29 protein-coding genes are annotated in these 26,630 nt (G+C 38.0%); 19 read left to right on the forward strand and 10 right to left on the reverse strand.

Translation table 11 applies throughout. The features are described from left to right. Positions 1-2: 2 nt before the first annotated feature. Positions 3-1,322, forward strand: a complete 1,320-nt coding sequence (locus tag ACSHZO_RS08925) for a dicarboxylate/amino acid:cation symporter (protein ID WP_298247116.1) — start codon at positions 3-5, stop codon at positions 1,320-1,322. Here ACSHZO_RS08925 and ACSHZO_RS08930 read toward each other — a convergent pair. Together ACSHZO_RS08930 and ACSHZO_RS08935 are read right to left on the reverse strand one after the other, a co-directional pair. After that, positions 1,319-1,732, reverse strand: a complete 414-nt coding sequence (locus ACSHZO_RS08930; RefSeq protein ID WP_295181074.1) for a thiol-disulfide oxidoreductase DCC family protein — start codon at positions 1,730-1,732, stop codon at positions 1,319-1,321. The genes ACSHZO_RS08925 and ACSHZO_RS08930 overlap by 4 nt on opposite strands. A gap of 2 nt (positions 1,733-1,734) precedes the next feature. After that, positions 1,735-3,921, reverse strand: coding sequence for an endonuclease MutS2 (locus ACSHZO_RS08935; RefSeq protein WP_298247117.1), 2,187 nt, complete (start codon positions 3,919-3,921; stop codon positions 1,735-1,737). Between the two features lie 47 nt (positions 3,922-3,968). Here ACSHZO_RS08935 and ung point away from each other — a divergent pair, with 47 nt between their 5' ends. Then, entirely contained in the window at positions 3,969-4,634 is a 666-nt protein-coding gene (gene ung, locus ACSHZO_RS08940) for a uracil-DNA glycosylase (RefSeq protein ID WP_298247118.1), read from the forward strand. Positions 4,635-4,834: 200 nt separating this feature from the next. Here the strand turns inward: ung and ACSHZO_RS08945 are convergent, their stop codons facing one another. From ACSHZO_RS08945 to ACSHZO_RS08975, 7 genes are all read right to left on the reverse strand, one after another. Then, positions 4,835-5,200, reverse strand: a complete 366-nt coding sequence (locus tag ACSHZO_RS08945; protein WP_298247119.1) for a hypothetical protein — start codon at positions 5,198-5,200, stop codon at positions 4,835-4,837. A 34-nt stretch (positions 5,201-5,234) separates the two neighbouring features. Continuing rightward, a complete protein-coding gene (locus tag ACSHZO_RS08950) occupies positions 5,235-6,095 on the reverse strand; it encodes a substrate-binding domain-containing protein (RefSeq protein WP_298247120.1) in 861 nt (286 codons plus the stop codon). Beyond that, on the reverse strand, positions 6,088-8,145 hold the full coding sequence (gene ppk1, locus ACSHZO_RS08955; protein WP_298247121.1) for a polyphosphate kinase 1: 2,058 nt from the start codon (positions 8,143-8,145) through the stop codon (positions 6,088-6,090). The genes ACSHZO_RS08950 and ppk1 overlap by 8 nt, the downstream gene beginning before the upstream one ends. A 73-nt stretch (positions 8,146-8,218) precedes the next feature. Beyond that, positions 8,219-9,088 carry a nucleoside phosphorylase gene (locus ACSHZO_RS08960; RefSeq protein WP_298247122.1) on the reverse strand — a complete coding sequence of 290 codons (870 nt, stop codon included), beginning with the start codon at positions 9,086-9,088 and terminating at the stop codon, positions 8,219-8,221. Position 9,089: 1 nt separating this feature from the next. Beyond that, on the reverse strand, positions 9,090-10,019 hold the full coding sequence (locus ACSHZO_RS08965) for a DUF1835 domain-containing protein (protein WP_298247123.1): 930 nt from the start codon (positions 10,017-10,019) through the stop codon (positions 9,090-9,092). Positions 10,020-10,043: 24 nt separating this feature from the next. Next, positions 10,044-10,400, reverse strand: coding sequence for a translation initiation factor (locus ACSHZO_RS08970; RefSeq protein ID WP_298247124.1), 357 nt, complete (start codon positions 10,398-10,400; stop codon positions 10,044-10,046). A gap of 3 nt (positions 10,401-10,403) precedes the next feature. Beyond that, complete coding sequence (locus tag ACSHZO_RS08975; protein WP_298247278.1) at positions 10,404-11,354, reverse strand: isopenicillin N synthase family dioxygenase; 951 nt, start codon at positions 11,352-11,354, stop codon at positions 10,404-10,406. Positions 11,355-11,479: 125 nt separating this feature from the next. Between ACSHZO_RS08975 and ACSHZO_RS08980 the strand changes: the two genes are divergently transcribed. From ACSHZO_RS08980 to ACSHZO_RS09045, 14 genes are all read left to right on the forward strand, one after another. Then, positions 11,480-13,486 carry an alpha-ketoacid dehydrogenase subunit alpha/beta gene (locus ACSHZO_RS08980; RefSeq protein ID WP_298247125.1) on the forward strand — a complete coding sequence of 669 codons (2,007 nt, stop codon included), beginning with the start codon at positions 11,480-11,482 and terminating at the stop codon, positions 13,484-13,486. Between the two features lie 130 nt (positions 13,487-13,616). Next, the gene (locus ACSHZO_RS08985) at positions 13,617-13,778 is read left to right on the forward strand and encodes a DUF1328 domain-containing protein (protein ID WP_026916217.1); all 162 of its coding nucleotides are present in this window, start codon (positions 13,617-13,619) and stop codon (positions 13,776-13,778) included. 81 nt (positions 13,779-13,859) lie between these two features. After that, on the forward strand, positions 13,860-14,342 hold the full coding sequence (locus ACSHZO_RS08990) for a lipocalin family protein (protein ID WP_295180443.1): 483 nt from the start codon (positions 13,860-13,862) through the stop codon (positions 14,340-14,342). Between the two features lie 14 nt (positions 14,343-14,356). After that, the gene (locus ACSHZO_RS08995; protein WP_295180440.1) at positions 14,357-15,061 is read left to right on the forward strand and encodes an OmpA family protein; all 705 of its coding nucleotides are present in this window, start codon (positions 14,357-14,359) and stop codon (positions 15,059-15,061) included. Positions 15,062-15,136: 75 nt separating this feature from the next. Then, positions 15,137-16,261, forward strand: coding sequence for an NAD(P)/FAD-dependent oxidoreductase (locus ACSHZO_RS09000; RefSeq protein ID WP_298247126.1), 1,125 nt, complete (start codon positions 15,137-15,139; stop codon positions 16,259-16,261). After that, on the forward strand, positions 16,254-16,961 hold the full coding sequence (locus ACSHZO_RS09005; RefSeq protein ID WP_298247127.1) for a methyltransferase domain-containing protein: 708 nt from the start codon (positions 16,254-16,256) through the stop codon (positions 16,959-16,961). Before ACSHZO_RS09000 ends, ACSHZO_RS09005 begins: the two co-directional genes overlap by 8 nt. Positions 16,962-16,965: 4 nt before the next feature. Then, the gene (locus ACSHZO_RS09010; protein WP_298247128.1) at positions 16,966-18,018 is read left to right on the forward strand and encodes a type III polyketide synthase; all 1,053 of its coding nucleotides are present in this window, start codon (positions 16,966-16,968) and stop codon (positions 18,016-18,018) included. Continuing rightward, positions 18,012-18,806: an enoyl-ACP reductase FabI gene (locus tag ACSHZO_RS09015; RefSeq protein ID WP_298247129.1), complete on the forward strand. Its 795-nt coding sequence runs from the start codon at positions 18,012-18,014 to the stop codon at positions 18,804-18,806. Before ACSHZO_RS09010 ends, ACSHZO_RS09015 begins: the two co-directional genes overlap by 7 nt. 11 nt (positions 18,807-18,817) lie before the next feature. Then, positions 18,818-19,264 (forward strand): 3-hydroxyacyl-ACP dehydratase FabZ family protein, encoded by a 447-nt coding sequence (locus ACSHZO_RS09020; protein WP_298247130.1) that lies wholly within the window; start codon positions 18,818-18,820, stop codon positions 19,262-19,264. Then, positions 19,261-20,535: a beta-ketoacyl-[acyl-carrier-protein] synthase family protein gene (locus tag ACSHZO_RS09025; RefSeq protein WP_298247131.1), complete on the forward strand. Its 1,275-nt coding sequence runs from the start codon at positions 19,261-19,263 to the stop codon at positions 20,533-20,535. The genes ACSHZO_RS09020 and ACSHZO_RS09025 overlap by 4 nt, the downstream gene beginning before the upstream one ends. A gap of 3 nt (positions 20,536-20,538) precedes the next feature. Then, positions 20,539-20,790 (forward strand): acyl carrier protein, encoded by a 252-nt coding sequence (locus ACSHZO_RS09030; protein ID WP_298247132.1) that lies wholly within the window; start codon positions 20,539-20,541, stop codon positions 20,788-20,790. Further along, positions 20,787-21,338: a 4'-phosphopantetheinyl transferase superfamily protein gene (locus tag ACSHZO_RS09035; protein WP_298247133.1), complete on the forward strand. Its 552-nt coding sequence runs from the start codon at positions 20,787-20,789 to the stop codon at positions 21,336-21,338. Before ACSHZO_RS09030 ends, ACSHZO_RS09035 begins: the two co-directional genes overlap by 4 nt. Before the next feature lie 81 nt (positions 21,339-21,419). After that, entirely contained in the window at positions 21,420-22,136 is a 717-nt protein-coding gene (locus ACSHZO_RS09040; RefSeq protein ID WP_298247134.1) for a hypothetical protein, read from the forward strand. Positions 22,137-22,456: 320 nt separating this feature from the next. Further along, positions 22,457-24,442 carry an aconitate hydratase gene (locus ACSHZO_RS09045; RefSeq protein ID WP_298247135.1) on the forward strand — a complete coding sequence of 662 codons (1,986 nt, stop codon included), beginning with the start codon at positions 22,457-22,459 and terminating at the stop codon, positions 24,440-24,442. 70 nt (positions 24,443-24,512) lie between these two features. Here ACSHZO_RS09045 and ACSHZO_RS09050 read toward each other — a convergent pair whose 3' ends face one another. Further along, on the reverse strand, positions 24,513-24,812 hold the full coding sequence (locus ACSHZO_RS09050) for an HPF/RaiA family ribosome-associated protein (RefSeq protein ID WP_298247136.1): 300 nt from the start codon (positions 24,810-24,812) through the stop codon (positions 24,513-24,515). 190 nt (positions 24,813-25,002) lie between these two features. Here ACSHZO_RS09050 and ACSHZO_RS09055 point away from each other — a divergent pair, with 190 nt between their 5' ends. The 3 genes from ACSHZO_RS09055 (at position 25,003) to ACSHZO_RS09065 (ending at position 26,614) form a co-directional block, all read left to right on the forward strand. Next, on the forward strand, positions 25,003-25,458 hold the full coding sequence (locus ACSHZO_RS09055) for a nucleoside deaminase (protein ID WP_298247137.1): 456 nt from the start codon (positions 25,003-25,005) through the stop codon (positions 25,456-25,458). A gap of 28 nt (positions 25,459-25,486) precedes the next feature. Next, a complete protein-coding gene (locus ACSHZO_RS09060; RefSeq protein ID WP_298247138.1) occupies positions 25,487-26,341 on the forward strand; it encodes a formate/nitrite transporter family protein in 855 nt (284 codons plus the stop codon). A 69-nt stretch (positions 26,342-26,410) separates the two neighbouring features. After that, a complete protein-coding gene (locus ACSHZO_RS09065) occupies positions 26,411-26,614 on the forward strand; it encodes a hypothetical protein (protein ID WP_295180418.1) in 204 nt (67 codons plus the stop codon). Positions 26,615-26,630: the final 16 nt, after the last annotated feature.

A 26,630-nucleotide genomic window follows, 5' to 3' on the forward strand; every position in this document is an offset into this window, starting at 1 on the left:
ATATGAAAAAACTTGCGTTGCACTGGCAGATACTTTTAGGAATGGCCGCTGGTGTCATTTTTGGACTAATCATGACTAATTTTAGTTGGGGACCAGAATTTACAGGGGATTGGATCAAACCTTTCGGGAACATATTTATCAATGCACTTAAGTTAATTGCAGTGCCATTGATTCTTGCCTCACTTATCAAGGGGATCTCCGATCTTAAAGATATTTCAAAGTTGTCCAAGATGGGAACCAGAACCATTGCGACCTATGTAATTACAACCGTGATCGCAGTTTCCATAGGATTGCTCATGGTAAACCTTATTGCGCCTGGGAAAGCGATTTCTGAAGAAACGCGTAGTGATCTAATTGCTAGTTATGAAGGGGATGCTTCGGTTAGAATCACAGATGCCCAGAAGCAGAAGGATGCGGGACCTTTACAGGCTCTGGAAGATTTAGTGCCGAGTAATATTTTTGGTGCGGCTAGCGATAACGGGAACATGCTTCAGGTTATATTTTTCGCCATATTCTTTGGACTCGGACTCATCCTTATTCCTGAAAAAACAGCGAAACCAGTTAAGGATTTCTTTGATGGTTTTAATGAAGTCATTTTAAAAATGATCGACCTTATCATGCTAACTGCACCATACGGTGTATTTGCTTTACTGGCAGCACTTGTTGTAGAATCACCAAGTGCAGATCTCTTTGCGGCTCTGGCTATGTATGCACTCACTGTACTGCTAGGTTTAGCTCTTATGATAGGAGCATATATTTTGCTGGTATGGATCTTTACGAAGAATACACCATCATTTTTCCTTAACGGAATCGGGCCTGCTCAATTACTTGCTTTCTCTACAAGTTCCAGTGCTGCCACGCTTCCTGTTACGATGGAAAGGGTAGAAGAACACATGGGTGTAAATAAGGAGGTTACTAGTTTCGTGCTTCCAATTGGCGCCACGATCAATATGGATGGTACGAGTCTTTACCAGGCGGTCGCCGCCGTATTTATCGCACAGGCATTCGGGATGGACCTATCACTAGGTGCCCAATTGGGGATCATCGCAACAGCTACATTGGCTTCTATAGGCTCAGCGGCAGTGCCGGGAGCCGGAATGGTAATGCTGGTAATTGTACTTGCACAAGCTGGAATTCCTGAAGCAGGATTGGCTTTAATATTTGCAGTGGATAGACCATTGGATATGTGTAGAACCACGGTTAATGTAACCGGAGATGCTGCCGTATCGTTAATGGTAGCGAAATCTGTAGATATGATGGGGCCACCAAATGTTAAAGACTGGGATGATGATTATCATCCTGAAAATGAGGAGACCGTTTAATCCAGAAATTTAGATTTTAGTTCGGGAGTAGGGATCATACAGTTATCCTTCTTCCCGAACCACTTATATCGATTGCTGGCCACAAAATCATAGATGCTATCTCTCAAACCCTCAGGTAAAAACAAGAAGTTTTTCAATAATGAATATCCTCCATCAAGGTCTCTTGAGATTTCCAGGGCTGCAGTAGATTTTCTATAATAAGCCACACCCGGTTCAATAAGCATAATAGAATCCAGGTCTTCAGGATCAAAGCCTCTTTCTTCAATGAGCCTTTTCCCGGTTTCACTTTGAAGGGATGCGAACCTAAACCTATCCTTACGGTCATGTTTAATTATGAACTGTACCGCGTTATTGCAAAGGTTACAAACGCCATCAAACAGAATGATCTTATGTTTGGAAGTATTTTCCATTACTATTTCTTTTTAGCAGATTGTACGAGTTCCAATTGAGCCATTCCTACAGAAGTGGTGAAAATACCATAATTGACAAGAGCTTTGTCTTTTTCTATCTTATCGATCGTTCCAACCGCTTTTCCATCTTCAAGCCGAACACGATCGCCAATCTTTAATTTAGCTTTTGGTTTATTGGCTTCCTGCTTTTTTAATTGCGTTTCTTTTTTCTTCTCTTCCTTTTTCTTTTCCCGAATTGGTTCAATTTTTTTCTGAACCTCCTTTTTCAACTGTTCTTCTTTGTTTTTCTTGGCTTTAAGTTTCTTGGCACTTTCTTTTTTTCGTTTGGAATTTTCTATTTCCACTAGCTTTATAAATTCTCCAATAAGCTCTTTCTTTTTTTTATTGCTGAAGTATTTTTCACTTAGATCATTGACCTTCTGACCAAGATAGATCATTCGCTGATTGGTATCGTACAGTTCCTGATAGCTTTCCAATTTTTGCTGAATCCTGGAATTTGTTTCTTCCAGTTTTTCTTTTTCTGCTGCGGCCTTTTCTTCTTTGGTCTTAAGACTGTCGGTTGTTTTTCTAAGGTTAGAACGCTCCTTCTGAAGGTTCGCTATACTTCGATCAAATCTAATCTTACCACGTTCAACCTTCTTTTTGGAACGATTAATCAGGCTATATGGAATTCCGTTTTTCTGGGCAACTTCAAAGGTAAAAGAGCTTCCGGCTTCTCCAACCTGAAGTTTATAGATTGGTTCTAGCGTTTGATTATCGAACATCATATTCGCATTGCTCATCTCTGGCAATTCATTGGCCAGTTTCTTCAGGTTAGCGTAATGTGTTGTAAGTATTCCGAAGGATCCTTTTTCATAAAAAACCTCCAGAAATGTTTCAGCTAAAGCACCACCAAGTTCTGGGTCACTTCCCGTACCAAATTCGTCAATTAGAAACAATGTTTTGTCATCACATTTCCGCAGAAAGTAATTCATGTTTTTAAGTCGGTAGCTATACGTACTAAGGTGATTTTCGATAGATTGATTATCACCTATATCGGTAAGAACTTTGGAGAACAGGCACATTCTACTATACTCATGAACCGGGATAAGCATTCCACTCTGGAGCATTACCTGTAAGAGTCCAACCGTCTTAAGAGTGATACTTTTACCACCCGCATTCGGACCTGAAATAACCATTATTCGGTTATCGGCGCCTAGTTCAATGCTCTGTGGATATGTTTTTTCGTTCTTTTTCTTATTATTCAGAAGTAATAGAGGGTGGTAGGCATCCTTCAGAAATAATTCCCTATCCTTAGTGATCTTTGGTAAGATTCCCTCGATCTTATATGCGTACTTGGCCTTCGCGGAGATCACATCCATTTCACTTAGAAGATCCTGGTGCTCTACCAGAACTTCACGATAGGGTCTGGCGAATTCTGTAAGTTCTTTTAAAATACGCTTAATCTCTTCCTTTTCCTCGTATTCTAAATTGTTAAGTTCCCGGGTGTATCGATGAGTAGCTTCCGGCTGAATATACACAATACTGCCGGTTTTGGAATTCCCCATGATTCCACCTTTTACCTTACGGCGATACATAGATTTTACAGCGAGTACCCGCACATTCTCCACAACACTTTCTTTGATCTCGTCAAGATACCCATAACCGTTGTAAGTAGTTAAGGCTGAATTAAAACTTGAATTTATCTGACCCTTTACAGCATTGATCGATCTTCGCAATTGTTGTAAATAGGTGGAAGCATCATCTTTCATTTCTCCAAACCTATCAATAACCGAATTGATCTTTTCTACGAGGCTTAGGTCATATTCCAGATGAGAAACAGTCTCAGATAAAGCAGGATAGAGATGCTTGTTTTTTCTGAAGAATTTCAAGTGATTATTCACCGTTTCATTCAGCGAAGAAATCTTTCTGAAACCTCCAATTTCCAGAACCGACTCCTCTATAGCCAGTAATCGAAGCTCAGGTTGAATACTATCGAATCCGTGATTCGGGATCGCTTCATCCTGGGTTTTGGATTTAATAAATTCGTTGGTTTGATCGAGTCCAAAAACGGTCTTCTGAAAACTCGGGTATGGTTGGATCTTAAGAGCCTTATCTTTTCCCTGTCCTGTAATGCATAGTTCGCTAACCTGCGCGCATACTACCGGAAATTCCAAATCATCAAGACTCCTGGAACTAATTTTTATCATATCAATTTTTCCCTACATTTGAGGTACTACAAAGTTACTCAATTCTCATGAACGTAAGAATAGATCAAAGCTGGAAAAAAGTTCTGAATGCTGAATTTGAAAAGGACTATTTCAAGAATTTAATTCAATATGTAAAAAAGGAGTATACGGAGCATAAATGTTTTCCTCCAGGCGGTGAGATTTTTGCTGCTTTTGATCATTCAACATTTGATAATACCCGGGTAGTTATTCTGGGTCAGGATCCATATCATGGAGTAGGGCAGGCGAACGGTTTGTGTTTTTCTGTTCGTGATAATGTCCAGATTCCTCCTTCGCTAATCAATATTTTTAAAGAGATCGAGACTGATTTGAATAAGCCTGCGCCTTCCAGCGGAAATCTCGAGAGATGGGCAGATCAAGGTGTACTTTTATTGAATGCAACCTTAAGCGTAAGAGCTCATCAGGCCGGTTCCCACCAAAACAAAGGCTGGGAAATTTTCACAGATGAAGTGATCAGGCTCATTTCCGAACAAAAAGAAAATGTTGTATTTATGCTTTGGGGTGGTTTTGCCAAGAAAAAATCCAAGCTAATCGATAGTTCGAAGCATCTAATTTTAACCAGTGGTCATCCTTCACCACTAAGTGCAAACAGAGGATACTGGTTTGGAAACAAACATTTTAGTCTGGCCAATGAATATTTACAATTAAAAGGCAAAAAACCAATTAATTGGTAAGCATACTCAAGAAGTGCTAATTAGAATCTATATCCCAGGTTGACCATAAACTGACCAACAATAGGTGGAGATTTGTCACTAAACAAATTTCTACCAATACCACCGCTTAGGTCTAATAAAAAGCCTCCTTTAGATACAAATTTACCACCCAGACCAAATCCTATGGCAAAGTCGGTATAGTCATTAGTTTCATAAATATATTAATTAATACTTTCATTGTAATATGATCCATCTTCATATTCACCATTTGACAATATTCCAAAACCATGAACATAAAAGCCACGGGCATACTTTGAGCTAAAGAAATGCTTGTATTTACCGGTTAAAGAGAGCTCTTTGTAATAAGCATCATTGAGATAATCATCCTTAGTTGGATGGTAAAAAGCTTCGATCGCCCAGGTAGAATTTTCAGAAATTATGCGTTCATAGGTAATATCTACAATACCGAAAGCTACAAGATTAAAAGCATTCAGACTTAATTCCTGTTTTCCGAACTCTCTTGAATTTGCATTGGAAATACTGTCGTTGGTCTGGCTAAAACCCAGAGATGTAGCTGCTAAAAGCAAGCAGGTAAGTAAAAATTATATTTGTAGAAGTAGATTATTTGGCCCTGAAATTATGAATTAATTCCTTATTATCTACTTTTTCGGAAATAAGTTTAAGTCTTTTTAAATAATCCTGAACTTCAGTTAGATCCTGATCGGCGATTTGCTGCTGACTCCAATGGGTAAGATCAAGCCATTTTCTGATATCTTCTAGTTTTTGACCATATCTCTCTGCCAGTTCAACATCTATATTTTTCTGAATTTTGAAATTGCTTGTTTCAGTATTTAGAACCTCCAGCATTCTTACAAGTTCGTCTGGTTTTTCATCGATTGCTTTTTGAGAAGCTGCTATCACAAAACAAGGCCATGGAGTAGGGCAGTCGGCAATAAGTCGGAAGGTATTATTGTCCACCAGAGGTTTTGTGGTGAAATGTTCCCACATAAAATACTGCGCATCATCCTGTCTCAAAGCCTCAATAGCTCCTTCCAGATTATGAACAATCTCAAATTTGAGTGAATCTGTATTCCACCCAACATGTTCAGCATTTACATAGGCCATTAGATGTGAGCCGCTTCCTTCACGGCTAATCGCAGCTTTTGTACCCTTTAGATCGTTGATGTTTTTAAAGGAAGATCTCCCATCAACATGAATTCCCCAAATAAGCGGACTTCCAATATAATTCTGAATGATCTTACTTTTATTTCCATTTATAATGTCACGGCTGATACCTTCTGTTAGTATAACGGCTACGTCTATTTCCTCTTCCCGAAGCAAATTACACATAGCTCCCGTTCCTTCCGGAACTTCCTTCCATTTGAGGTCTAATCCTGCTTTTGCGAATTTGTTATTCTCGATACAACGATGCCAGGGTAAATTAAAATGCTCCGGTACACCACCAACTTTGATCTCAGTCATTTGAATGCTTTTCTTTTAGATAATCATATATCGCATATTGCGAACGCACAGTTTTCTCATCATCATCCTTCTGAACATAGGTATTCGTTTCTTCCTTATCCTGAATACGAGCTTTTACATTATCCTTTAACTGAATATTCAATATGTCCTTGAATTCATTAAAAATATCTTCATCCAGCACTGGAGAGATGACTTCAATTCTGCGATCAAGATTACGACTCATCCAATCTGCACTCCCATAGAACATTTTTTCAACACCCCCGTTTTCAAAAAGGTAGATTCTACCATGTTCCAGAAAACGATCAACTACACTCGTAACATAAATATTTTCACTCATGCCTTTAACTCCTGGAATTAGACAGGTAAAACCGCGTATCAGCATTCTAATCTCGACACCCGCTTCGCTCGCCCGGTACAGCAACTCGATCATTTCCTCATCTTCAAGGCTGTTCATCTTGGCGGTAATCTTAGCTTTCTTACCATCTCTGGCATTTTCGATCTCGTTGTAGATCAACTTGGTGAATTCTTGCCTGGTAGAAAATGGAGAGATCAAAAGGTTCTTTTCTCTCGGGATGATCAGTTCACCTTCCAGCACTTTGAACAAGCGATCGAGTTCTTTGGTGATCAGTTTGTTTGCTGTAAAAATTGCATGATCGCAATAAATTTCAGAAGTCTCTGCATTGAAATTTCCGGTTCCAATATAAGCATATCGTACAGTTTCATCATTCTCCTGCCTTTTTACCAGCATGATCTTGGAATGCACTTTCACCTTCGGAAAAGAATAGATCACATGAGCGCCTTTTTCTTCAAATTTCCTTCCCCAGCTAATATTGTTTTTCTCATCAAATCTCGCTTTGGCTTCAACAAAAACAGTAACATTCTTACCATTCTCCAGAGCCTGCATTAGGGAATTGGTCAGTTTGGACTCATCGGCTACCCGATAAAGAGAAATACTAATATCAGTAACCTGATCATCTGCCGCGGCCTGTTCTACAAATTTCTCAACATAATCAAAAGACATAAAAGGAAAATGCAGCGCCTGATCTTTCTCTAATATAGATTTAAAGTAATCATCACTTTTTTCCAAAGTTTTATGGGGTAGTGGAGGAAGCTTTTTAAAATGAAGATCCTTATTGCCACTTGGATCAGGGAAAGTAAAAAAGTCTTTAAAGTTATGATATTTGCCTCCAGGCATCATATCGATTTTCCCTAATTTCAGAAGTTTCCTGATTTTTCTATGAACAGGATCTGGCATACTTGCATCATAAAGTAATCTTGTAGGCTGCCCATCTGTTCTTTGCTTTAAAGATTCATAGATCTTTTCTGCCAGTACGCCTTCATATATATCGTCGATATACAGTTCAGCATCTCTGGATAATTTAATTTCATAAATTCCTGTAATATCGCTTTCAGGAAAAATTTTAAACAATTGATGTCTTAGAATTTCATCTAAATAAGTGATCTGGTGTTTTTCTGCTTCATCTTTAAAGGTCACGAATCGGCCACATTCTTCTACCGGTATATTGACAATGGCTAATTTATTTTCATCTTTAAAAGTAACCAGGAAATAGAGGATAGAATTCTTCAAAAACAATTCATTCTCTTCATCCAGATTAATTAACATAGGATCTAAATGTTGCTGAATGTTCTTTTGAAAATAATCTTCAGCAAAGGCCTTCTGCTTTTGATTATAATGATCTGCCTCCAGTAAAAAAATGTTGTTCGCTGCAAGTTCCGGGATGATCTGTTTTTTATAGATATCTCCAAACTGATTCTGTTGCTTTTTAACTTCTTCGATGATCTGTTTAGTGATTCTTGAAGGTTTGAGGGCTAGTTTTTTCCTGATACTTTTCTTCACCCTCTTCATTTGGCGGAGTTGAGAAACACGTACGCGGAAATACTCATCCAGATTGGAAGAAAAAATTGCCAGGAATTTCATCCTTTCGTAAAGAGGATTTATCTTATCTGCAGCCTCTTGTAGAACCCTTTCGTTAAAACTCAACCAGTTTAGATCTCTGTGTCTAAAACGGTTTTCATTAGGTTGCGGCATGGACATTATTTTGTTTAACCAAAAATACAAAGTAAGCCCTGTAGAGCTTTTAATATATTGTTAAATAAGCTACTTAGGAAACTATCCTTTCCAGACAGTATTTAATAAGATTATCTACAAGTTTTTTAGGATCTGCTGAAAATTCTCCGGTAGCTCTGTTCGCTAATACCGCATTCATAGAAACTGCATGATGGCCCAGTAGTTTCGACATCCCGTATATTCCTGAAGTTTCCATTTCAAGATTCGTAATAAACTTTCCATTAAAACTGAAGGCGGCAATATTTTGATTCATATCTGCTTCAGGAATGGAGTTTCGAAGAACTCTTCCCTGAGGACCATAAAAACCAATATTGGTAGCAGTGAAACCTTTGACAGTATCCTTGGATGAGAATTTCTCTATGAGTCGGCCACTTCCTTCGACTACGTAGGGATAAGCTTTTTTAGAAGACCAGTTCGTTTGTTTAACAAATTCTTCAGCATAAGCAGCTTGCAGAAAACTATCACTGTCATAGAAATGCATAAGACCATCAAAGCCCATTGCGAGTTCACTTACCAGAAATGAATCTAAAGCGATATCCTCTCTAATAGAACCGGTGGTACCAATTCTAATAATGTCCAAAGCTTTAAGATCGTTCTTAACTTCTTTTTTCTGCAGGTCGATATTGGCCAGCGCATCCAGTTCGGTTAAAGCGATATCAATATTATCGGTTCCCATTCCTGTAGACATCACGGTGATTCTTTTTCCATCCAGAAAACCAGTATGGGTGCAGAACTCACGTTTCATTCTAGTGATCTCGATTTTATCAAAATAAGCACTAATTCTTTCTACTCTAGCCGGGTCACCAACGGTGATCACTGTATCTGCGATTTCATGTGGTAGTAAACCAAGGTGATATATGGAACCGTCCTCATTGAGGATCAATTCTGAAGCTTTTAAACTCATTCTATAGTTTTAATAATCTGTTCAATTCAGGATCATAAAGGAAATCGAATTTTCGAACTCCCCCATAAACCTGTTCATTTAAAAGTTCACGATAGAAGTTCTTTTTTCCATTTAATACCTGAATTCCTTTTTCAGTAAGTTGTATTTTATTTTCGTTTTCAGAAAAGAACAGGGAGAGTCTGTCCAGTTTTCTTTGCATCTGGCTATCGCTATATCCATAATAGCCCTGATGCTGAAGAGCATATCCCAGCAGATGATTTCTACTGGTAATCTCTCTTGATTCTATAAGCTTTAAAATGTTTCTTTCAAGCGAGTTGATCCCTGTCCTACTATTTGGAAACCTTTCAATATGTGCTCTAATACAGCTCGATAAATATTCAAAATTGGACTTGGTCTTGATTTGTGCTTTTAATTTCAAAGGATCCTCACCACAATAAAGTTCCCAAATCAACAATGCAACTCCAATATCTTCAGAAGTTAATACAATGCTGTTTTCATAATGGTTCTTCAATTCTGAAATTGATAGCTGGCATAAGGGTTGAAACTCCTTCTCACCTTTGAGTTTTTTGCTACACACAAGATAAACGGGCATATCCATTCTCTTGTTCGCAAGAACCTGAATGGCAGCAAGCATATTAATATGGCAAAAAAGATCATACTCGAACCACAGATAGACCTTATCATAGTCATCCATAGCTTTTAGTCTTTCAACTTCAGAAATAAAACGTTCTTCATAATTTTTCGCAGAGATATCGTATGCTTTTAACAGGAATTTCTTGCGCATTTTGAAGAACTTGTCATTAAGCTTCCTTTTTGTAGGACCTTCACATAGGAGTTCACGCCATATAATCAATTCACCCGGTAATTTTAGCTCCTGCATATGTTCGGCTAAACCATCACCGTTCACTATATGTAAAGTCTTTTCGCTCATATTTAAGATATAAAAAACGTGCTATTAACCTCCAACACGTTTAACCTGATATCCTTCATATTGCAGGATCTGCATTATTTTTTCACGATCGTCACCCTGGATGATGATTTCTCCATCCTTGGTACTACCGCCAACGCCACATTTTTTCTTCAGCAATTTCCCGAGCTTGATGAGTTCTTCTTCAGGACCCTGGTAATTTTTGATGATAGTCACCGTTTTACCGCCTCTACCTTTATTACTGAAATGTGCTTCTAATTTCTGATCCTCTGGAGCGAGTTCTTCCTGGGAATCTCCGTTGGTATATGATGTTTCATCAAATTCATCATTGGTCGAAAATACGAAACCTCCCAGATCTTCCAGACCTAATTTCTTTTTCGCCATTATCTATTTTTTTAAGAGACCTATCTCTACAAGTCGCTGATGCAAAAATTCTCCTGCAGTAATGTCTTCATATTGTTTTGGGTTATCTTCATCGATACATTCTTCAAGACAGTCTAGTCTCATATCACTTCGTGGGTGCATAAAGAAAGGAATGGAATATCTAGGTTTTTCCCATTGATCTTTTGGCGGATTCGTAACCCGGTGAATAGTAGAGCGAAGTTTGTTATTGGTATGTCTTTCCAGCATATCCCCAACATTGATCACTAATTCATCTTCCTGTGGAACGGCATCGATCCATTCACCATCCTTCCGAAGGACTTGCAGACCACCAGTAGATGCTCCCATCAAAAGAGTAATTAAATTGATATCACCATGAGCTCCAGCTCTAACAGCTCCCTTTGGCTCTTCCGTGATTGGTGGGTAATGTATTGGTCTTAAAATACTGTTTCCATTACTTGCCCAATGATCAAAATAATGCTCTTCTAATCCAATATATAAAGCAAGGGCACGAAGCACGTAAATACCAGTTTTTTCCAGCATTCTATAAGCTTCCATCCCAATTTTATTAAAATCTGGTAATTCTTCAACCTGTACATTTTCAGGATATTCTTCAGACAGTTTCGCATCTTCTGAAGGTTCCTGTCCAAAATGCCAGAACTCCTTCAGATCTCCTTCTTTTTTACCTTTAGCATGCTCCTTTCCGAAGGAAATATAACCTCTTTGTCCAGCCAGCCCTTCAATCTCATAGTTCTTCTTAGTTTCAACCGGTAAGTCGAAAAAAGATTTTACTTCTTTGTAAAGATTATCAACCAGATTATCACTTAAAAAATGATTTTTAAGAGCTACAAAACCTATTTCTTCATAAGCTTTACCAATCTCGTTAACGAACTTTTCTTTTCTTTTAGGATCTTCCGAAAGAAAATCGGCGAGATCTACACTGGGAATATTATTCATTGCCATATAGCGCTTTTAAAATTTTAGGTAACAAACAAAGTTAAGTAAAATTAAGTAATTCATGGATTTTTAGACTCCATTCAACTTTATAATTTTACTTACATTTATCGAACAAATTATAATTTATGTCTTCCGTAGATACTTCCCAAACCAACATACAATACAAATCCAGTATTCATGATACCGAGACACTGCAAGATCTGTATTATGCCATTTTAAAACCCAGAATGATCGAAGAAAAAATGTTGATCTTGCTGCGTCAGGGTAAAATTAGTAAATGGTTTAGTGGAATTGGGCAGGAGGCGATCTCTGTAGGAGTAACCAAGGCCTTATATAAACATGAGTATATTTTGCCAATGCATCGAAATCTCGGTGTTTTTACAACCCGGGAAATTCCCTTAAAGCGGCTATTCGCTCAATGGCAGGGGAAAGCTTCTGGTTTTACAAAGGGTAGAGACAGGAGTTTTCATTTTGGAACACAGGAATTTAATATAGTAGGAATGATCTCTCATCTTGGACCACAGCTTGGAGTGGCAGATGGTATTGCACTTGCTAGCAAACTCAAAAATGAAGGATCTGTAACTGCAGTGTTTACAGGTGAAGGGGGTACCAGCGAAGGTGATTTTCATGAAGCTTTGAATATAGCGTCTGTTTGGGATCTACCTGTTTTGTTCTGTATCGAGAATAATGGTTACGGACTCTCAACTCCAACTACAGAACAATATAGATGTAAGGACCTTGCAGATCGCGGTGCTGGCTATGGGATGGAAGCGCATATAATTGATGGAAACAACATTCTCGAAGTTTATGAGAAAATTTCAGAAATAGCTGAAAGTATGAGGGTTGAACCAAGGCCGGTTCTTGTGGAATTCAAGACTTTCAGAATGAGAGGACATGAGGAAGCCAGTGGTACCAAATATGTTCCGCAGGAATTAATGGATGAGTGGCAGGCAAAAGATCCTGTGATCAATTTTGAAAATTTCCTTCTGGAACATAAAGTTATATCCCATGACCAGATTTCAGAAATGAAAGAAAAAATTTTACTGGAGATCAACGAGCATCTCGATATCGCTAATTCTGAAGCAATCGTCTCCGCCAGTCTGGAAACTGAATTGAATGACGTGTACGCTAATTGTAATTTTGAAGAAGTTCAGCCTGGATCTACAACTTCAGAGTTGAGATTTATAGATGCCATTGCTGAATCTGTTTCAGAATCTATGGAACGTCATCCCGATCTGGTACTTATGGGACAGGATATTGCCGATTACGGTGGTGTTTTTAAGATTACTGATGGTTTGCTTCATAAATATGGTAAGGAAAGAATTCGCAATACGCCAATATGTGAGTCGGCAATAGTGGGTGCTGCCATGGGTCTATCCATTAAGGGCATGAAAGCTATGGTTGAAATGCAATTCAGTGATTTTGTAAGTTCAGGATTCAATCCAATCGTGAATTACCTTGCTAAAGTGAACTATCGCTGGAACCAGAATGCCGATGTGGTCATTAGAATGCCTTGTGGCGGCAGTGTAGGTGCAGGACCATTCCATAGCCAGACAAACGAAGCCTGGTTTACAAAAATCCCCGGGCTAAAAGTCATTTATCCTGCTTTTCCTGCTGATGCGAAAGGTTTGTTGAATACCGCATTTAATGATCCTAATCCCGTATTATATTTCGAGCACAAAGCTCTTTATCGAAGTATCAGGCAGGAAGTTCCAGAAGGATATTACACTACAGAATTTGGAAAAGCCTCCTTGATTAGAGAGGGTAGCAATGTTACTATCATCACTTATGGTGCAGGTGTGCATTGGGCCATGGAAATACTGGATGAGTTGAAAATAGATTCTGCAGATCTGCTTGATCTTCGAAGTTTACAACCGCTTGATAATAGAGCAATTTGTAAATCTGTTACGAAAACAGGAAAGGCGATCGTGCTAACAGAAGATTCATTAACGGGTAGTTTTGCTTCAGAAATTGCTGCAGTGATCTCTGAAGAATGCTTTGAGAGTCTTGATGCCCCAGTATATAGAGTGGGTTCTCTGGAAACACCGATCCCGTTCGCAAAAGAGCTGGAAAATCAATACTTACCAAAGGATCGCTTTAGATCAAAATTGCAGGAATTATTGAATTATTAGCATGCTTTTATCATTAAATTGAGATAATTAAGATTAGTTAACACATTCTCTGTTAAATAATTAATAATCTTTTGTTGCCACCTTACTACTGCTGTAATTTAGATTCAACTAATCAATAAATCTATACATTATGGTACGTTTAATCGTCATTTTTCTGATTATTGCAATCGTTGCCGCAATCTTCGGTTTTGGAGGAATTGCAGACGGTGCAGCAGATATCGCGAAGATCATTTTTTATATCTTCCTTGTACTTCTGGTAATCTCATTACTAAGTCGTTTATTCAGAAGATAATCGAGCAATAACATTCTAAATCCAGTGTGCTTCGGAACAATCCTTGTCACATTGGATTTTTACTTTTAAATCAAATCCTACATGAAAAAGATATTTATTTTACTTGCAACAATTGGACTGCTTGCTTCCTGTGGAGGAACGAGTAAAGTTGCCAAAGAGGCTAGAAAGAGCTTTGATGGTCAGTGGACACTAACAAGTGTAACCTATCCTAATAACCCTGGTCAGTTTAACGTAACTCTCTTCAACGAAGCTCAGGCTTCTTGTTTTGAAAACAGCAACTGGGATTTTGTATCCAATAATAACCGAGGAACTTATACAGTTTCGGGAACAGGTTGCGACGGCGAAACAAACCAGTTTATTTGGTCTATCGATGAAGAGAATACCCCTCAGGGAATCTATGATTTTCTTCTGAAGCCTACTAATGAAGATTACAAATCTACAACGGGAAATGAAGGATTCAGACTGAACTTACAAAGTTTAACTGATACTAATATGACCTGGTCACAAACAGTGAGTCTTGATGGTTCACCGTTTACAATCAAAATGAATTTTACTAAACAATAATTATACAGAAAGCTATGAAAACAGTGATTAATAGAATGTTCGTAATACTTTTTGCATCCACACTTTTATTTGGATGTGATGCAGTAAAGAACGCAAACAATAAACAAAAAGGTGCCGTGATAGGTACTGCAGGTGGAGCCGTAATTGGTGGAGTTATTGGAAATAACACCGGAGATGGGAACTCTGCTCTTGGATCTATCATTGGTGGTGTAGTTGGTGGAGCAGCCGGAGCCATTATTGGTAACAGAATGGATGAACAGGCTAAGAAGATCGAGAACGAGATTCCTGGTGCTGAAGTTGAAAGAGTTGGTGAAGGGATCAACGTTACTTTTGATGAGAATAGTGGAGTTTATTTTGACACCGAGAAATATACCATCAACGCGAAATCTCAGGAAGCATTGAATAAGCTTGCTGGTATTTTTAAAGAATACCCTCAAACGAATGTCCTTGTTGAAGGTCATACCGATAATACAGGTAGTGATAGTTATAACCTCACTCTATCTAAAAACAGAGCACAAGCAGTAACTGGATACCTTGTAGATAACGGAATTGAGAAAGGAAGATTTACTACCAAATGGTATGGTGAGACTCAACCAAAGTATGATAATTCTACTGCTGATGGAAGAGCGAAGAATAGAAGAGTAGAGCTTGCTATAGTTGCTAATGATGAATTAAAGGAAGAGGCTAAAGAACAGGCCGAGCAGCAGGAAGGTAATTAAGATTATGTTTAAATAATTTCTGAAAGATCCCGGTTTATACCGGGATTTTTTGTGATTAATAAGTACATTCAAAGAATGAATTCAAAGGATGTTATTATACTGGGAGGGGGACTTGCAGGTCTTGTTGCGGGGATACATCTCGTGAATTCAGGCGCGAATGTTTGTTTGATTGAGAAAGACTCATATCCAGGACATAAGGTATGTGGAGAGTACTTATCTAATGAAATAAAACCATACTTAGAATTTCTCGGGCTTGATCTAGGGAGTGTTCACCTCCCAGAACTTTCAAGAATGCAATTTAGCACCCAGAAGGGTAATATGCTGGAATGTAAACTAGATCTTGGAGGAATGGGTATAAGCAGATACACTTTAGATCATTTATTATATCAGAAATTTTTAGACGCGGGAGGTGAAATTATCAAAGCTACTGCTGAAAATTGTAAATTTTATGGGGACATTTTTTTAGTTCATTGCAAGGATGGTCAGACTCTCGAAGCAAATTTTGTGTTAGGTGCATATGGCAAGAGGTCCAGTCTTGATAAGCGCCTGAGGCGATCTTTTATAAATAAAAAATCTGCATGGATGGCTGTTAAGGCGCATTACGACAATCACGATTTTCCTGATGATCTGGTTGCATTGCATAACTTTCAGGGAGGATATTGCGGACTATCAAAAACCGATCTTGGTACCGTGAATGTCTGTTATCTGGCGACTTATGAATCATTCCAGAAATATAGTAACATCAAATCATATGAGAACAAGGTTCTTAGCCGCAATCCGTATTTAAAGGATTTCTTTCAGAATTCAATAATGATCTTCGAAAAACCCCTGAGTATCGCACAAATTTCATTTGATAATAAGGAATTGGTCGAGGATCATATTATTATGATCGGGGACGCTGCAGGTTTAATTCATCCTTTATCTGGTAATGGAATGGCAATGGCTATACGTAGCGCTAAGATGGCTTCGGAAGCCTTATTAGAGTTTAAACTTAATCCTAAGAATCGTGAAAGCATAGAATCAAACTACGCTTATTCCTGGAAAAATAATTTTAGAATAAGAATGAAAACTGGCAGGATACTTCAGAAGGTACTAATGCACCAAAAACTGAGCAATTTCTCTCAAAGTTTTGTTCAGAAAGTACCCGGATTATTACCAAAGATCATTAAACTAACCCACGGAAAACAAATGCATGTCTGAAATAGATACAACAAAAAGATCTCTTGAGCCGGAGATCATGGACGATTTTGACTTTAGAGGTGAAGAATTGAGAATTACTCTGGAGGATCTTGAAAAGGTCAATTCCTGGCTGGGAGGTAATCAAATTAGTATTGATGGTCTGAGGCAACTGGATCTTGATAAAAATAAAAAAATCTCAATCGTAGACGTGGGTTGTGGTAATGGCGCGATGCTTCGAAAAATAGCAGATTGGGGCAGAATGGAGAAGTTGAAACTAAAATTGACAGGTGTAGATGCGAATGCATTTGCCATCGTAATTGCACAAGATTTATCCACAGATTATCCTGAATTAGATTTTGTAACTCAGAATATTTTTAGTTCAGAATTTCGCAGTTCAAAATTTGACGTCGTGATGTGTACGCTAACATTGCATCATTTCAAGGATTCCCAGATTCCGGAAATTTTGCATCAGTTCTACGATCAGTCTAATATAGCAGTGATCATCAATGACCTGCAACGTTCAGCATTAGCTTACAGATTGTTTCAAATGTTCTGCGCGGTATTTGTGAACAATGAAATTGCTAGGAAAGATGGTCTTATCTCAATTTTAAGAGGTTTTAAGGAGCATGATATTAATAAATATATGAATACCATTAAAGTGGATACTTACTCGATTCAATGGAAATGGGCTTTCAGATATTTATGGATCATTAATAAATAAAAGAATGAGTGTACATATAGTAAATGTTGAAAAGCAATTACCGGAATATTTTCGGGAAACCAGGCAGATCATTCCCCTGGTAGAAGATTGGCTTGGTGACCAGGATGAAAGATTCCGTAGAAAGATTGTCAAGATTTTTGAAGGAGCAGCCGTAGATAGGCGCTATTCGATCATGGATCCTGAGGAAGTCTTTACTATGACTTCATTCGAGGATAAAAATAATATTTATGTTAGAGAGGTTAAGAAGCTGGGTAGCCAGGTTTTAATAAAGTCGCTGGCTGCGGCAAACTGGGATGCTCAAAGTATCGATTATATTATAACCGTAAGTTGTACTGGAATCATGATTCCTTCTCTCGATGCTTATTTGATCAACCAATTAAAATTGAAACAGGATATTACTCGTTTGCCAGTTACCGAAATGGGCTGTGCGGCAGGTATCTCCGGTATGATATATGCTCACAATTTTTTGAAATCAAATCCCGGAAAACGTGCCGCTGTGATTGCGGTTGAAAGTCCTACAGCCACTTTTCAACTTTCAGATCTAAGTATGGCAAATATGGTTAGTGCCGCAATTTTCGGGGATGGAGCGGCTTGTATTTTACTTTCTTCTGAAGAAGGTCTGGATAGCCCAAGGATTATTGGAGAAGAAATGTACCATTTCTATGATTCGACGCAAATGATGGGCTTTGATCTCAAGAATGAAGGTCTGCAAATGATTCTTGATCCGGCAGTTCCTGAAACTATTTCTCAGCATTTCCCGCAAATAGTTCATCCTTTTCTCGAAAAACATGGGTCTTCTATAGAAAAAGTGGATCATTTAATATTTCATCCAGGTGGAAAAAAAATAGTGCAGACTGTTTCTGAACTTTTTGGTAACTTAGGTAAGAATATTGACGATACTCGCGAAGTATTGAAATTATTCGGAAATATGAGCAGCGCCACGGTACTTTATGTTCTGGAAAGATTTCTGGATAAAAATATTGCTAAGGGCGAGCAGGGTTTGATGTTAAGTTTTGGACCTGGTTTTTCTGCTCAACGAATTTTGATAGAATGGTAAAAGACTTCAGAAATACAGATTATTGGGCGGTCATACTTGGAGGTAGCAGTGGTCTTGGGTATGCCAGCGCAAAGAAGCTTGCAAACCACGGAATGAATATTATCATAATTCACCGCGACAGAAGATCTGATATTGAAGATATCGAAGACGCCTTTGAAAGTATACGAAAAACCGGTGTGGAATTTCGTAGTTTTAATACAGATGCAATTCAGAAGGAGAACAGGAATGAACTCGTTTCAAATATTAAGGAATCACTTGGAAAGTATGGCAAGGTAAGAACTCTTTTACATAGTATCGCAAAGGGAAATTTAAAACCTATGCTAGGAGATGAACAAACTCTGAGTAATATTGACTTTCAATTGACCATAGATGCCATGGCACTAAGCTTGTATGACTGGACTCAGGAACTATATAAAAATGACCTTTTCGCGAAAGACGCACGGGTGATTTCTTTCACCAGTGAAGGAAACAAAAAGGCATGGAAAAATTATGCTGCAGTTTCAGCAGCAAAAGTAACCCTGGAATCCTTAACCAGAGGTATTGCTCTTGAATTTGCTGAAAAAGGTATCCGCGCAAATTGTATTCAGGCGGGTATAACGGTTACTAGATCTTTTCAAATGATTCCGGGCAATCAAACGTTAAGGGAACATGCTTTAAAACACAATCCATTCAAAAGATTGACGGTTCCGGATGATGTCGCAAACGTGGTCTATTTACTGAGTAAAGATGAAGCTTCCTGGATCACCGGCAGTATTATTCCTGTTAACGGCGGTGAGCATTTAATGTAAATTCGCAGTCCTTGAAAAGTAAAGATATATTTTCCAAATTACCTTATTCAGCACCTTTTCTATTTGTAGACGAAATAACCTCTATAAGCGAGAATACTATTGAGGGCAATTACTTTTTTGATAAATCACATTATTTTTATCGTGGACATTTTAAGGAAAATCCCGTAACTCCGGGAGTGATCCTGGCTGAATGTATGGCCCAAATTGGTGTGGTATCCCTCGGAATCTACTTGTTAAGTAAGGAGGAGGCTGCTTCAGAAATCCCTAGAATTGCAATGACATCTTCGAACGTAGATTTTATAAAACCTGTTTATCCCGGTGAAAAAGTATTTGTAAAGTCTGAAAAAAAATATTTTAGATTTAATAAATTAAAGTGCATGGTGATCATGACAGATACTCAGGATAATATTTTATGCCGGGGTGAAATTTCGGGAATGATTTTAAAATCTACATCATGAGTAGAAGAGTCTTAATTACTGGATTGGGGGTTGCCGCGCCAAATGCAATAGGCGTTAATCAATTTGACCAGGCTTTGAGGAATGGCACTAGCGGAATTAAATTCTACCAAAACTTAAAAGATCTTAATTTCAGCTGCCAGATAGGAGGGAAGCCACCGGTTACTCAGGAGATGATAAACAATTATTTCAATCCACTTCAACAAAAAGGTTTAAATAGCAGCGGACTCATTTATGGAGTGATGGCTGGTGTAGATGCCTGGAAAGATGCTATGCTTCCAATTTCTTCGGAAGAGGAACCTGACTGGAATTCAGGGATCATTTTTGGTACAGGAATCCTGGGAGTAGATAAATTTAGAGAAGCAATTCATCTGATTGATGCCGGAAAAACCAGAAGATTGGGAAGCACTAGTGTGATTCAGACAATGGCCAGCGGTATCAGCGCTTATTTGGGCGGAATGCTTGGTTGCGGTAACCAGGTAACCACAAATTCTTCTGCATGTACTACAGGAAGTGAAGCGATCATCATGGGGTACGACCGGATAATCTCAGGAAAGGCTGAAAGAATGCTGGTTGGAAGTTGCGGCGATGATGGCCCTTATGTTTGGGGAGGATTTGACGCGATGAGGATTCTTCCGGGTAAGTACAACGATAATCCGGAAAAAGCTTCCAGACCAATGAGCGCAACTGCTTCGGGATTTGTGCCGGGTAGTGGGGCAGGAGCTTTGCTACTTGAATCCCTGGAATCTGCTTTGGAAAGAGGGGCTAATATTTATGCGGAAGTACTTGGTGGAGCTATCAATAGTGGCGGTCAGAGAGCTGGTGGAAGTATGACCGCAGCGAATAATGAAGCAGTGCAAAGATGTATAAAGGATGCAATCAGTTTTTCTAGAATTGAGGCTGAAGATATAGACTATATCAATGGTCATCTCACAGCTACTACAAGAGACGCTACAGAAATCAAGAACTGGACTTCTGCCCTCGGACTTTCAGGAGAATATTTTCCGAAGATTAATTCTCTTAAAGGAATGACCGGACATTGTTTGAGTGCTTCTGGTTCAATCGAAAGTGTTGCAAGTATACTTCAGATTAAAAATCAATATGTATTCGGAAATATAAACTGCGAAGATATTCATACAGATATAACAGCTTTGATTGATGACTCCTGTATTCCGAAGAAAACAATAGATGCTGATATTAATATCGTAGCAAAAGCCAGTTTTGGTTTTGGAGATGTAAATGCGGTCACTATCTTTAAACGGTATAAAAAATAATAGATGACCAATCAGGATATAATTTCTAAGATTAAAACAATCGTCACTCCATATACTCAGCGAAAAGAGGGTCTTTCAGAATTTGATGAAAGCACCAACTTTTTGAATGACCTGGAGATCAATTCTGCTAATCTTGTAGATGTAGTACTGGATGTTGAAGATGAATTTGATATTGAAATCGATAATGAATCTATGGAAGGAATGATGACCGTAGGTGACGCCAGGGATATCATCATCAAAAAACTGAATGATTGATCATTGGAAATGACCTCATAGATCTTGAGATCGCGTTGGGTAAACCAAGATTAAAAAATGATCGCTTTTTATCCAAAGTTTTTACAGATAGTGAAATTAGTCAAATTTATTCACAGTCTCATCCGGAACTGGCAATCTGGAAAATGTGGTCGATGAAGGAAACGGCTTATAAAGCTCATCAAAGGCTCTTTCAAATTCCAGCCAGGCTTGATCCGGTCACTTATGAATGTGATCTTTATAATCTATGTGTTATTAAAGAGCAGAAGAACTATAGCATTAATTTAGAACAGGACGAGAATCATATTTATTCCTGGCTTGAGTTTAAAAATTTAGATCATATAAAAATTCCATATTCTACAAATTATAAATCCGATTTTATAAAAGAGTTTGCTATTCGAACAGACCTCGATCTTCGAAATATCGAACTCCGAAAAAATCACATTGGAATTCCAGAATTGTTTCTGAAACATCTCGGGGCCAACTTGCCAATTTCGATCACGCACCATGGCAGGTTTGCTGCGATTTGCTTTCCGTTAATTAACTGCTAAAAGCAGTTAAACATTTAAAAACTCCGTTGTTGTCTCTTCGCCTCTTTTGTATCTTCAATCAAGAAATCAAAAATAAAAATTATGAAGCAAGTAGATAAAATGGAGATCGTTCACAGTCAGTCAGCTGAGTTTATTGAACAAGGCGAACAGGGAAAATTTTTGAAAATGATCCCGGATACTTTTCTTATCAAAGGAGATGAAGTGGATGGTAAGTATAATCAGGGTTACGCAATTAGACATTTAAATAGAAGAGATATACTTTTAATTGATGTTGTTGAAGAATCTTCAAAAGCTGCCGTAAAGAAATTTGTGGAAGAAGGTTACCAGATCAAAGGTATCTTAATCACCTGTGATGCCATTCTAAAAACAGCTTATGCAGATTTGAAAACTATTTCTGAAGATGCTGGTGGTGCTGCAATTTATGCTCATCCAAGAAATAACATTAAAGACGATTTTAAAACAAATGACATTACGAAAAGAGATCCTGTACTGGACAGTTTCTCTATTAACATATTTGACCTTCCAGGTGCCAGTGGAGCATCTGTAGTTGTTTATTCTGAAATTAATGACGGAATGTTGTTTCCAGGAGAAGACGCGGTAGGATCTGATTATTCTTCTGATCTGAATACTTTTTCCAGACCTGAAAAGACTAACGCAAATAACGATTTTGGTTTAGCTGAAAGCTGGGCTGCTTTCGATACTGAATTCAGCTTTCTATTTCCACGCAAGGGAAAACCTGGTTTCAATTTAGAAGAAGGAAATCAAATTGATATCCTGAATTCTCTTGGAAAAAGCTAGTTTCATAAATACTATTATCTAATATATTCAAAGGTTGTTTAAATAGACATTACACGATCACGATTGCCCTGAATTCAGCAAATCCGTCGATGTAGTTTCTCCTAAAAACAACCTTTTTTCTATTGATTTTTATCGGAAGTCTGAACTATAACTTCTTCAATCTCACTTCTACTTAATAGAATTTAGTTCCACAGCAAATAATTAGATAGTGATTCATACATAGGATAAGAACAAGAAAATTACTGCCTTAACTAAGGTTCTGTTAAACTCCTGCTTACTTCAGCCAAAACTATATAACTTAAAGAATAAAATAACCAACCATGTCAAAATTGAATGTCACCCAAAAATTAATTAAAGAACATTTACTGGAAGGGGAGATGACTCCTGGAAAGGAAATAGGAATTAAAATAGATCAGGCACTACTTCAGGATGCTACAGGAACCCTTGTACAATTGGAGCTGGAAGCAATGGGACTTAAGAAAGCTCAGACAGAAGTTGCAGTACAGTATGTGGATCACAACCTGCTTCAAACCGACTTTAAAAACGCTGATGATCACCTTTTTCTGCATTCCGCGGCTGAAAGATTTGGTCTTTGGTATAGCAGACCGGGAAATGGGGTAAGCCATCCCGTTCATATGCAGAGATTTGGAAAGCCAGGAAAAACCATGGTAGGATCAGATAGTCACACTCCAGCAGCCGGTTCTTTAGGAATGCTGGCGATAGGTACTGGAGGTCTTGATGTTGCTTCAGCAATTGCAGGGCAGCCGTATTTCGTAAAGATGCCTGAAGTGATGGGAGTGAAACTAACTGGAAATCTACCAGATTGGGTGAGTGCCAAAGATGTGATTCTTGAAATGCTTAGACGTTACGACGTAAAAGGTGGAGTAGGGAAGGTTATCGAGTATTATGGAGATGGTCTTAAAAATTTAAGTGCGATGGATCGCCACGTGATCGCAAATATGGGCGCTGAACTTGGAGCTACAACTACTGTATTTCCTAGTGATGAAGAAACAAAAAGATTTTTAAAATCTCAGGACAGAGAATCAGACTGGGTAGAACTACTGGCAGATGAAGGTTGTGAATATGAATATCATGATGAAATTATTCTTGATGATCTTATTCCGCTTATAGCACTTCCAACCAGTCCAGGAAATGTTGTTCCAGTATCTGAGGTTGCAGGCAAAAGTATTAGCCAGGTAGTTATAGGATCTTCGGCAAACCCTGGACTAAGAGACTTCTGGATCGCTGGAGCAATAGTGGAAGGGAAATCTGTGAATACAGATGTATCATTCGATATAAATCCTACTTCAAGACAAATGATTCAGAATATGATCGAGAACAGAGCGTTTGCCAACCTTATTAAGGCAGGAGCAAGGTTTCATCAATCTGGATGTATGGGATGTATTGGCATGGGTCAGGCACCAGCATCCGGAACCATCAGTTTAAGGACCATGCCTAGAAATTTCCCAGACAGATCTGGAACCAAAGATGACCAGGTACATTTATGCAGTCCAGAAACCGCAGCAGCTTCAGCATTAACTGGAAAGATCACAGATCCAAGAAACCTGGAGAAATTATATGATATGAAATACCCTAAATTTCAACATCCGGAGATTGAGATCATTAATACTGATATGCTGGTGGCTCCCCCGGAAGATGGAACAAATGTAGAACTTGTTAAAGGCCCGAACATAACGAGCTTACCGCATATAGACCCAATTTTAAATGAATATGAAGTACCTGTACTATTGAAAATGGGTGATAATGTCTCTACAGACGAAATATTAAAGGCAGGTGCCGAAGTTTTACCTTTCCGAAGTAATTTACCTGAAATTAGTAAATATGCATTTACCGTAATTGATGAAACCTATTATGATCGAGCGATGGATACTAAAGATAGCCATGGCGGTCACATTGTAGTTGCCAAGGATAATTATGCGCAGGGGTCGAGTAGAGAACATGCTGCAATTGCTCCTAAATATCTTGGTCAGGTAGCGGTAATAGCGAATTCTTATGCAAGAATCGCGTGGCAGAATTTGGTGAATTTTGGAATTTTACCATTGGAATTTATAGACATATCAGATTATGAAAAGATTGAACAAGCTGATATCGTGAAATTTGAAAATCTTCAAAGAGATATTAAGGAAAGAAATAATATCAAAGTGGTGGTTAAAAAGGAAAATGGAAATGAAGAAACCTTCGAAACAAAACATTCTATGAGTGATCGACAAATTCAGGTTCTGTTGAAGGGTGGAATAATAAATGAATTTAAAGAGAAATTAGAGCAGAAAGATTTAACTGCATAATTCATTCAAGTATATATATTAAAAAAACCCTCTAAATAGAGGGTTTTTTACTTGTAAGAAATTCTTAAAACTAGTGAGAACTCATTTTTGCCTTACGTTTTTCACATTGCCTGTCCAGATCACGAACAGTCTCTGCGATAGATGCTTCATAAGAGTTCTCGTTTGACTGGGCAAATATTTCCGGTCCTGGAGCGCTTAATCTAACTTCAGTAATATATCCATTTGGTTTTTGATTTTCATCATGTTTAAAATAGATATTTGCTCTTACGATCCAGTCATATTTGTTTTCAAGCTTTTCTAGTTTCTTTTCAGTAAAAGCTTCAAGATTTTCACTTTTATGGATGTTTACAAATTCAAATACAGTTTCCATTTAATTCAATTTTTTGATTGTTTAAATTAACCCAATATTGCTTGAGACACCAAGCCTGTTATGCCTCTTTTAGCAAAGTTTTAATAAAGTATTTAGAGCACAGTTTTTACATACTTAAAGTATTTCTAATAAATAGATAAAGAATATAAAACAAGCATTGCAGGGCAGGTTCAATCATTATTTTTGTTTTATGAAAACAACGGACTTACCAAAGAAGATGATGGAAAAGGCTATTTCCCTGGCAAAAGAAGGAGCTGAAAGCGATAACGGTGGTCCATTTGGAGCAGTGATCACGAAAGGAGAAGAGGTCATAGCAGCAACTTACAATAGAGTTTCTGGCGATCAGGATTGCACACAGCATGCTGAGCTAAGAGCAATACAGTTAGCTTGCAAGCAATTAGGAACTAAAAATCTGGAAGGCTGCGTTTTATACACCAGTTGCGAACCCTGCATGATGTGTCTTGGGGCAGCTCATTGGGCAAATTTCGACTATATTTACTATGCTGCTTCTGCAGAAGATGCTAAGGAAAATGGATTTCTTTACTCAGATATGTATTATAATTCCTCTACTGAGAATAGGCATCAGGAGTTTAAAATGATTCAGCTATGTCGAGATGAGGCCTTAAAGGTCTGGCTCAAGAAATAATTATATTTTACCCTACTCAAAATGAAATATGGATAACAATCAGAAGAATGAAGAAGCTAATAAAGTAAATAAAGAATTAGACAATCAGGACTCCCAGGATAAAACCATGACTAAAACACATGGTGAGATTTTAAAAGAACAGATCATTGAGGGTTGTGAAACCTATGATCGTAGTAAGAGTAGTATTTTACTGAGTTCCTTTACTGCTGGGTTAGAAATTGGTTTTAGTTTCCTGATGTTATGCTCATTATTCAGCTTTCTGGAAGGTAAAGTTGCTGAAGAAACTATATTTGCAATAATAGCCTTAGTTTATCCTTTAGGCTTTATATTGGTTGTTTTAGGAAAATCCATATTATTTACAGAACAGACTTCTTTATTAGCATTGCCGGTATTAAATAACCGTAGAAGTGTCTGGAGCTTATTCCAGATCTGGGGAGTGGTTATATTAGGAAATCTGGCAGGAGGGATGCTTATAGCTCTTACAGTTTCATGGCTTGGCTCCGGATTGAACTTGTTTGAAGCAGAAGTCATTGCTAAAATTGGTGAACACTTTGTAGACTACGATATCTTAACAATCTTCTTAAGTGCTATTATGGCTGGATGGTTAATGGGACTTTTAAGCTGGTTGGTCACTTCTTCTAAGGAAACTACGGCAGAGATCCTAATAATTTATCTGATTACAGCAGTAATGGGCTTTACAGGATTACATCATAGTATTATTGGTCATATTGAAATTTTTGCGGGGATGCTGGTTTCAGATAAGATTACCTTTCTGGTATACTTAAAAACGCTGGTTACTGCATTAGCGGGTAACGCTGTTGGTGCTACCGTATTTGTAGCATTACTAAAGTACAGAGCATTTGTATTTAATATTAAGATGTAAGAACGAATGTTAAACTCAAATTAATCCTGAGGTTATAGATACTCAATTAATTAAATTAAGATAAAAATTATGGCAAACACTAGCGATAAAGATCAGGCCGACTGGCAGAAGAATTCAGGGAGACCATCTAATTTCAATGAAAAAGATGAGAGTCTTTACAAGGGAGAAAATGGTAACCTCAGAGTAAAAAAAGAGAAAAATGGTCTTAGTGATGAAGAAGACAAGACAATTCAGGATACTTTAGATAGTCTCGAAGGAAACGAGGAAGAATGAATAAGTACGTTCTATT

This window comes from Christiangramia sp. 3-2217-3z (assembly GCF_051195275.1).
In the GTDB taxonomy this organism is placed as follows: Bacteria; Bacteroidota; Bacteroidia; order Flavobacteriales; family Flavobacteriaceae; genus Christiangramia; species Christiangramia marina.